This is a genomic window from Streptomyces sp. rh34, from assembly GCF_002551245.1.
GTDB lineage: Bacteria > Actinomycetota > Actinomycetes > Streptomycetales > Streptomycetaceae > Streptomyces.
This window is the reverse complement of sequence record NZ_NTGZ01000077.1, coordinates 21,603-29,493: the sequence shown is the minus strand read 5'-3', so window position 1 is coordinate 29,493 and position 7,891 is coordinate 21,603. Positions and strand designations below refer to the sequence as shown.

Here is a 7,891-nt window from a genome sequence, read left to right as displayed (position 1 = left end):
CATGTAGGGCAGCCCGCCCCGTACCGCGTCGCGCACGGCCTCGCGCAGACCGGTGCGGCAGAGGGCGGCGAGCAGCCGGAAGGAGTTGCCGCCACCAATGAACACGGCGTCGGACGCGGCGAGTTCGGCGGCCGGGTCGGCGTTCTCGTGGACGCCGCGCACGGTGATGCCGGACGGCTCCAGGGCCTCGCGGACCCGGGTGGTGTACGCGGTGTGATCGGCGAGCGCGTACGGGACGAAGGCGAGTCGCGCGTTCGTGGGGAGGAACGCGGTGACGGTGTCCAGGGCGTGTTCCAGGTAACCGCAGCCGTACTGGGTGGAGTTGGAGAGCAGCAGCAGATTCACGAGGTTCCTCGGGTACGTCGGGCGGATCGGGTCGGTCAGGTGGCGCGGGATCGGGTCGGTCAGGTGGCGCGGGGCCGCCGGGCGCGGGGCTTCGGCCGCTGCGGCGGGTGGGTGAGGCGCTGCTCCAGCAGCCGGGCCGCGTGGCGCAGCGCGTCGAGCCGGTCCTCGGGCGCCCCCTGGAACCGGTCCTCCCCGCCACCGAGACTGAGGCTTCCGTACGGCTCGCGCCCCAGGAACACCGGTACGGCGACGGTGGCGATCCCGGAGTCGTACTCGCCGACCGTCCAGGCGTAGCCCTGGGCCCGGATCTTCATGAACTCCCGTTCCAGCAGGTCCGGTTCGGTGACGGTGCGGTCCGTGAAGCGCGCCATGGGACGGCCCCGGAAGAGCCGGTGCCGCTGCTCGTCGGGCAGATGGGCGTAGTACGACTTGCTGGTCGCGCCCGCGTGCGCCGGGTAGAGCTCGCCGACCAGCGGGTAGTAGCGCAGCGGTCCGGTCTCGCCCTCCTCGGCGGCCACGCAGCGCATGTGGAAGCTGTCGGGAAGGCAGAACAGGACCGTGTCGCCGGCGGTCCGCCGCAGCTCCTCCAGGACCGGACCGGCCAGCAGCTCCAGCGAGCCCGAGCGCTCCCAGAGCCGCCCGAGCCGCAGCACGGCGGGGCCGATGCGGTAGCGGCGGGTGACCGGGTCGGAGACCAGGAAGCCCCGGCCGGCCAGGGTGGCGAGCAGCCGCTGGGCGACGGAGGTGTCCCAGCCGAACTCCTCGGCGACCTCTGTGACGCCCCAGTCGGGCCGGGTGCGTTCGAAGGCGAGCAGCACCAGGAGCGCCCGGTCGACGGTCTGCAGCGCCCCGGCGGGCGTGCGTCGGTCCAGATCGAACTCGGCCATCGTCATCTCACCATTCAGACCGGAATTGCTAATAGCGGGAAACAGTTGCGCTCAACGCTATCCGATCCCGAATGTTGCCTCAGCACCCCGCCCCGCGCTCTCCCCGTCGAGCGCCGGGCGGGTGTCAGGATCAGGAGAAAAGCCCCCATGTTGAAGTACGTACTGGACATCGTCGAGCTTCTGGACGATCCCCAGGTCACCGGCAAGACGGTCGTCGAGTACCTCGACGCCGCAGCGGGGGCCGAGGGCTCGTCCGCACAGGTCACCACCGTCATGGGTGACCAGGGCTCGACGGACTTCGTGCTCGTCCGCATCCCCGGCTCCCGCGGCCGGACGTCGGGCGGCAGCGCCCGCACCCTCGGTGTGGTGGGCCGGCTCGGCGGTATCGGCGCCCGGCCCGAGGTGACCGGACTGGTCTCCGACGCCGACGGCGCGGCCAGCGCCATCGCCACGGCGGCCAAGCTGCTCGACATGCGCCGTCGCGGCGATGTGCTGCCCGGTGACGTGATCGTCGCCACGCACATCTGCCCGAACGCGCCGACCGAGCCGCACGACCCGGTGCCGTTCATGGGCTCGCCCGTGGACATCGCCACGATGAACCGGCACGAGGTGACCGCCGACATGGAGGCCGTGCTCTCCATCGACACCACCAAGGGCAACCGGATCATCAACCACAAGGGCCTCGCCCTGTCGCCCACCGTCAAGGAGGGCTGGGTGCTCCGGGTCAGCGAGCAGCTCGGCGAGCTGCTGGCCGTGGTGACCGGTGAGCCGTTGGTCACATACCCGGTGACCACCCAGGACATCACGCCGTACGGTAACGGTGTACACCACATCAATTCGATCCTCCAGCCCGCCACCGCGACCGCCGCTCCGGTCGTCGGTCTCGCGGTCACCTCGGCCGCCGCGGTACCGGGCTGCCAGACGGGCGCGAGTCACGAGAGCGACATCGCGTCCGCCGCCCGCTACGCCGTGGAGGTCGCCAAGGCCTTCGGCGCCGGGGGCCTGGACTTCCACGACGCGGTGGAGTTCGACAACCTCGTCAACCGCTACGGGTCGCTGGCTCACCTCCAGACCCCCGGCCGCACCACCCAGGAGTCCTGATGGCATCCGCCCACCGGGCCGGCGCCACGGCCCCCGAAGCCAAGAGCATCGGCAGCGACGACTACTCCCTCTCGCGGGTCCCGCGCGACAAGCGCTTCGGCTTCTGGTCCATGCTCCTGCAGTGGCTGGCCCAGTCCGGCTCGATCTCCCAGTTCACGCTGGGCGCCACCATCGGCGTCGGCATGACCTTCGGGGACGCCTTCCTCGCCTTCACGCTCGGCGCGGTGATCCTGGAGATCGTGATCTTCGCGATCGGCCTGGCCGGTATGCGCGAGGGTCTGGCGACCCCGATGCTCACCCGCTGGACGGGCTTCGGCCGCAACGGTTCGGCCCTGGTCAGCTTCGTCATCGCGGTCAGCCTGGTCGGCTGGTTCGGCGTCCAGAACACGATCTTCGGCAACAGCGTCTCGGCGCTGGTCGGCGGACCGTCCTGGATGTGGTGCGTGATCGCGGGCATCGCCATCACCGCCCTGGTGATCTTCGGCTTCACGTACATGGCCCTGTTCGCCAAGATCGTCACCCCGTTGTTCTTCGGCATGGTCGCCTGGTCGATCATCACGACGCTCAACGACCACTCGATCAGTGAGCTGATCAGCTCGCCGCCGCCCGGCGAGGCGATCCCGCTGGCCGTCGCCGCCACCGCCATCGCGGGCGGTTACATGACCGGCGCGATCGTCTCCCCGGAGATGACCCGCTACAACAGGAAGGGCTCGCACGTCTTCGTGCAGAGCGCCTCCTCGATGATCCTCTCCGAGTACATCGTCGGCATGGTCGGTGTGCTGCTCGGCCACCTGGTGAAGTCGAGCGACGTCTCCCACATCGTGCTCTCCACCTCGGGCGCCTTCGGTGTGATGGTGGTCCTGATGTCCACCGCGAAGATCAACGACTGGAACCTGTACGGCTCCTCGCTCGGCGTCGTCAACTTCTTCCAGGTCGTCTTCCGCAAGCGGCTGCACCGCGGCGTGGTCACCGTCGTCCTCGGCATCGCCGGAACGCTCCTGTCCGCGGTCGGCATCATGACCCACTTCACGGAGTTCCTCTCCCTGCTGGGCGTGATGATCCCGCCGATCGGCGGCATCATCGTCGCCGAGTACTGGGTCGTGAAACGGATGCGCAAGCCGCTGGACGACACCCGGGAGGCGGAGACCCTGCCGCCGACCTCGCCCACCTGGGTGCCGATGTCCCTGGTCATCTGGGTCGTGGCGTTCTGCGTCGGCAAGTTTTACGACGGCGGCATACCGGCCCTCAACTCGCTGGCCACCGCCTTCCTGCTGTACTGCGCCCTCGGCCTGCTGGGCTGGGTCAAGCCGTACGGCACCTCCACCCTGGACGACGAGAACGGCGGCAGCCCCGCCCCCGCCGCCCGCGCGACCACTCCGGCAGGAGCAGCATGACCCTCACCCCCGCCTCCGAGCAGGCCCAGACCGAGGTCGTGGACCTCTGCGCCGAACTGATCCGGTTCGACACCTCCAACCCGACCAGCGACGAGCGCGCCGCCGCCGACTGGGTGGTGGACCGCCTCGCCGAGGTGGGCATCGCGTCCGAACTGGTCGAGTCCGCCCCGGGCCGGGCCAGCGTCATCGCCCGGATCTCCGGGGGCGACCCCACCCGCGGCGCCCTGCTGGTCCACGGCCACCTGGACGTCGTCCCCGCCGACGCCTCCGAGTGGCAGGTCCCGCCGTTCTCGGGCGAGATCCGCGACGGCTACCTCTGGGGCCGGGGCGCGATCGACATGAAGGACACGGTGGCGGTCATGCTCGCCACCGCCCGGCACTTCGCCCGCACCGGCACGCAGCCGGCCCGCGACGTGGTGCTCGCCTTCCTCGCCGACGAGGAGGCGGGCGGCACGTTCGGCGCCCACTGGCTCGTCGAGCACCGGCCGGACCTCTTCTCGGGGGTCACCGAGGCGATCGGCGAGGGCGGCGGCTTCTCCTTCGCCATCGACGACACGCGCCGGCTGTACCCGATCGAGAACGCCCAGCGCGGCATGGCCTGGATGGAGCTCACCGCGAACGGCCGGGCCGGACACGGCTCGTCGCCCAACGACGAGAACGCGGTCACCGACCTCGCCGAGTCCCTCACCCGCATCGGCCGCGAGACCTTCCCGATCCGGCTGATCGAGCCGGTCCGCGCCCTGCTGGAGGAGGCCGCCCGGCTCTACGGCGTCGCGTTCGACGAGAACGACATCGAGGCGAGCCTCGCCCGGCTGGGCCCGGTCGGGGACTTCATGCAGGTGGTGCTCCGCAACTCGGCGAACCCCACCATGTTCACCGCCGGCTACCAGACCAACGTCATCCCCGGGAAGGCCACCGCCCGCGTCGACGGCCGTTTCCTCCCCGGTCACGAGCAGGAACTGATCGACACGATCGACCGGCTCCTGCTCCCCTCCGTCAGCCGCGAGTGGGTCAACCACGACATCGCGATGGAGACGACGTTCGACGGCCCGCTGGTCGACGCGATGTGCGACGCCGTCCGCGCCGAGGACCCGGAAGGCCACCCCGTCCCGTACTGCAACCCGGGTGGCACCGACGCCAAGGCCTTCACCCACCTGGGCATCCGCTGCTTCGGCTTCAAGGGCCTGAAGCTCCCGCACGACCTGGACTACGGCCGCCTCTTCCACGGCGTGGACGAGCGCGTCCCGCTGGAGGGCCTGCGCTTCGGCGTCCGCGTCATGACCCGACTCTGGCACAGCTGCTGACCCCGAGGGCCGGTGGCCGCCCGGACCCGGGCTCACCCCGCGTACGCCCCCGCCGATCCCTTCGGCGGGGGCGTACGGCACGATGGGGCGCCGTTCCGCACGCACCCCGCCCCACCTGGAGGAACCCCGTGACCGCCGAGTCCGCCGCCGCTTCCGCGTCCTCGCCCGCCGGACCCGCCGGACCCGGGCCGGAGATCCTCGCCGCGTTCGAGGCCGCCAAGGGCTTCATGCCGGTCCACGAGGGCCTCGCCCTGTACGCCGCCGCCACCGATGCCGGTGCGCTCGGGCTGCCGCTGCTGGAGGTGGGCACGTACTGCGGGCGGTCCGCCATCCTGCTCGCGGACGCGGCGCGGGGAGCCGGGGTGAGCGCGCTCACCGTCGACCACCACCGGGGGAGCGAGGAGCAGCAGCCCGGCTGGGAGTACCACGACCCGAGCGTGGTGGACCCGGAGGTCGGACTGATGGACACCCTGCCGACGTTCCGCCGCACCCTGCGCCGGGCCGGCCTGGAGGACCACGTGGTGGCGCTCGTCGGGCGCTCCCCGCAGGTCGCCGCCGTGTGGGCCGGACCGCTCGGGCTCGTCTTCATCGACGGCGGACACACCGACGAGCACGCGAACGCCGACTACGAGGGCTGGGCCCCGCACGTCACCGAGGGCGGGCTGCTGGTGATCCACGACGTGTTCCCCGACCCGGCCGACGGCGGGCAGGCCCCGTACCGGATCCATCAGCGGGCACTGGCCTCCGGGGCGTTCACCGAGGTGGCGGCGACGGACTCGCTGCGCGTGCTGCGCCGCACGGGGGCCGGGATCTGAGCCGCCGGGACGGCCGGGTGGGTAGCATCGCCGCGTGCCGTACGACGACAGCCCTCCCCCCGCCCGCCGCGCCCGGCTCCTCTCCGTGGCCGCCGCGCTGGCCGCCGTATGCCTGACCGCCGCCGGCTGCGGCGGCGGTCCACAAGCCGACGGGGCCGGTGCGGCCTCGCCGCGGCCCGGCGCGGACGCCGCCTCCTCGTCGGCTCCGCCACCGGCCGGGAAGCAGCCGGAGCCGTCCGGTTCCGCTTCCCCCTCCGGCTCCGCGAAGCCGCTGCCGAAGGGCCCGCTGACCGGCCGGACCGTGGTGATCGACCCGGGACACAATCCGCGCAACCGCGACCACACCCGGGAGATCAACGAGCAGGTCGACATCGGCACCGGCCGCAAGGAGTGCGACACGACCGGTACGTCCACCGACGACGGCTACGCGGAGGCCCGGTTCACCCTCGACGTGTCCCACCGGCTGCGCGAGTTGCTGGAGACCGAGGGCGCCCGGGTCCGGCTGACGCACGACGACGACCGGCCGTTCGGGCCGTGCATCGACGAGCGGGCCCGGATCGGGAACGAGGCGAAGGCCGACGCGGTGGTCTCGGTGCACGCCGACGGGTCGGCCGTGGGCAACCGGGGCTTCCACGTGATCCTGCCCGCCGGGGTGAAAGGCGGCGGGGCCGACACCTCGAAGATCGTGAAGAGTTCGGCCGACCTCGGCGCGAGGATCGCCGGACACTTCGTCCGCACGACCGGAAGCGCACCTTCCAATTACATCGGCGGAAATACCGGCCTGGACACGCGTAATGATCTCGGCGGACTGAATCTGTCGACCGTGCCCAAGGTGTTCGTCGAATGCGGCAATATGCGCGACCCGAAGGACGCGGCCCTGCTCACCAGCGCGAGTTGGCGGCAGAAGGCGGCCCAGGGACTGGCCGACGGCATTACCGACTACCTGAAGGGGTAGTTCTGCGGTGATATTGGGGGGATAGCCACTCACGATCCGGGACCGGACGCAACCCGCCCGAGCAGACGATAGATTCATCCGTACGATGGGGAGCCGCTCCCGAGCTTCGAGCCGCACCGGCGGCAGCGACGACCGCCCCGACGAGACGACCGACTAAGGACCTTCACGTGAATATCCGATCCCTCACTCGAGGCGACGGCGTGGTGATCGGAGCAGCGGTCGTGCTGTTCATCGCCTCTTTCCTCGACTACTCCAGCTACGACTGCCCGCAGGGTGTCGACTGCTCCCGGTTCGACAGCCCGAACGCCTGGGACTCGCTCGGACTGCTGATGAGCCTCTTCCTCGCCGGCGTCATCGGCGCGGCGTTGGTGATCGTCAGCCGGGCCATGCCGGGCCGCAAGGTCGTCGGGCTGGACCTCGGCCAGTTCGGAACCGCGCTCACCGTCTTCGCGCTGTGGACCGCCTTCTGGACGATCCTCGACGTCAACAACGCGGGCGCCGGCCTGATCCTCGGCCTGCTGGCGGCCATCGTGCTCGCCGCCGGCGCGGTCGCCGGTCCGCTGATCCCCGCGTTCAAGGCCCCGCTCCTCAGCCCGGCCCCCCCGGCGCAGGGCGTAGGGGCCGGGCAGGCCCCGTACGGCGCGGGCCCCGGCCAGGGCTACGGCTTCCCGGCCGGCCAGCAGCAGCAGCAGCAGCCCTACGGCGCCCAGCCGAGCCAGGGTTACGGCTACCCCGGCGCTCCGCAGCAGGGTCAGCCCGCCCAGGCCGACCCGGCGCAGGCGCAGCAGGCCCAGGCCCAGCAGCCTTCGCAGGGCGGCGCGGCCCCGGCGGGCGACTTCACCCCGTTCTGGTTCGCCGTTCCGGTGGCCCGCCCGCTGTACGGCGAGGACGGTTCGCCGAACCCGATCGCCGAGCTGGCGCCGGGCACCTGGTACCTCGCGGTGGAGCAGCGCGGCCAGAGCCTCATCGCCCAGACGCAGGACGGCCGTCGTGGCGTCCTGCAGGACACCACGGGCATCCAGCGCGGCTGATCCCGTACGCACACACCGCGGCCCCTCGCCCTTCCGGGCGGGGGGCCGTTGTCGTACAG

8 protein-coding genes are annotated in these 7,891 nt (G+C 71.5%); 6 read left to right on the top strand and 2 right to left on the bottom strand.

Annotated elements, in window-relative coordinates; genetic code table 11:
- The coding region (locus CR470_RS16665; protein ID WP_179892273.1) for a Type 1 glutamine amidotransferase-like domain-containing protein at positions 1 to 345 on the bottom strand (345 nt) is incomplete at its 3' end.
- A gap of 59 nt (positions 346 to 404) precedes the next feature.
- A complete protein-coding gene (locus CR470_RS16660) occupies positions 405 to 1,232 on the bottom strand; it encodes an IclR family transcriptional regulator (protein WP_097868383.1) in 828 nt (275 codons plus the stop codon).
- Between the two features lie 147 nt (positions 1,233 to 1,379).
- On the opposite strand from CR470_RS16660, the gene CR470_RS16655 reads away from it, so the two are divergent.
- The 6 genes from CR470_RS16655 to CR470_RS16630 all read left to right on the top strand — a co-directional run bounded on the left by CR470_RS16655 (position 1,380) and on the right by CR470_RS16630 (position 7,832).
- Positions 1,380 to 2,333 carry a DUF1177 domain-containing protein gene (locus tag CR470_RS16655; protein WP_097868380.1) on the top strand — a complete coding sequence of 318 codons (954 nt, stop codon included), beginning with the start codon at positions 1,380 to 1,382 and terminating at the stop codon, positions 2,331 to 2,333.
- Positions 2,333 to 3,727 (top strand): cytosine permease, encoded by a 1,395-nt coding sequence (locus CR470_RS16650; protein WP_097868379.1) that lies wholly within the window; start codon positions 2,333 to 2,335, stop codon positions 3,725 to 3,727. The genes CR470_RS16655 and CR470_RS16650 overlap by 1 nt, the downstream gene beginning before the upstream one ends.
- Positions 3,724 to 5,031, top strand: a complete 1,308-nt coding sequence (locus tag CR470_RS16645; RefSeq protein ID WP_097868378.1) for a M20/M25/M40 family metallo-hydrolase — start codon at positions 3,724 to 3,726, stop codon at positions 5,029 to 5,031. The genes CR470_RS16650 and CR470_RS16645 overlap by 4 nt, the downstream gene beginning before the upstream one ends.
- A 128-nt stretch (positions 5,032 to 5,159) precedes the next feature.
- Positions 5,160 to 5,846, top strand: coding sequence for a class I SAM-dependent methyltransferase (locus CR470_RS16640; RefSeq protein ID WP_097868377.1), 687 nt, complete (start codon positions 5,160 to 5,162; stop codon positions 5,844 to 5,846).
- Between the two features lie 34 nt (positions 5,847 to 5,880).
- Positions 5,881 to 6,801 carry an N-acetylmuramoyl-L-alanine amidase gene (locus CR470_RS16635; RefSeq protein WP_097868376.1) on the top strand — a complete coding sequence of 307 codons (921 nt, stop codon included), beginning with the start codon at positions 5,881 to 5,883 and terminating at the stop codon, positions 6,799 to 6,801.
- Positions 6,802 to 6,968: 167 nt separating this feature from the next.
- A complete protein-coding gene (locus CR470_RS16630; protein ID WP_097868375.1) occupies positions 6,969 to 7,832 on the top strand; it encodes a DUF5336 domain-containing protein in 864 nt (287 codons plus the stop codon).
- Positions 7,833 to 7,891 lie beyond the last annotated feature (59 nt).

Bases quoted from the DNA above. Each gene is read 5' to 3' on its own strand.
- CR470_RS16660 (WP_097868383.1), bottom strand. From the start codon at position 1,232: ATGGCCGAGTTCGATCTGGACCGACGCACGCCCGCCGGGGCGCTGCAG.
- CR470_RS16645 (WP_097868378.1), top strand. From the start codon at position 3,724: ATGACCCTCACCCCCGCCTCCGAGCAGGCCCAGACCGAGGTCGTGGAC.
- CR470_RS16650 (WP_097868379.1), top strand. From the start codon at position 2,333: ATGGCATCCGCCCACCGGGCCGGCGCCACGGCCCCCGAAGCCAAGAGC.
- CR470_RS16655 (WP_097868380.1), top strand. From the start codon at position 1,380: ATGTTGAAGTACGTACTGGACATCGTCGAGCTTCTGGACGATCCCCAG.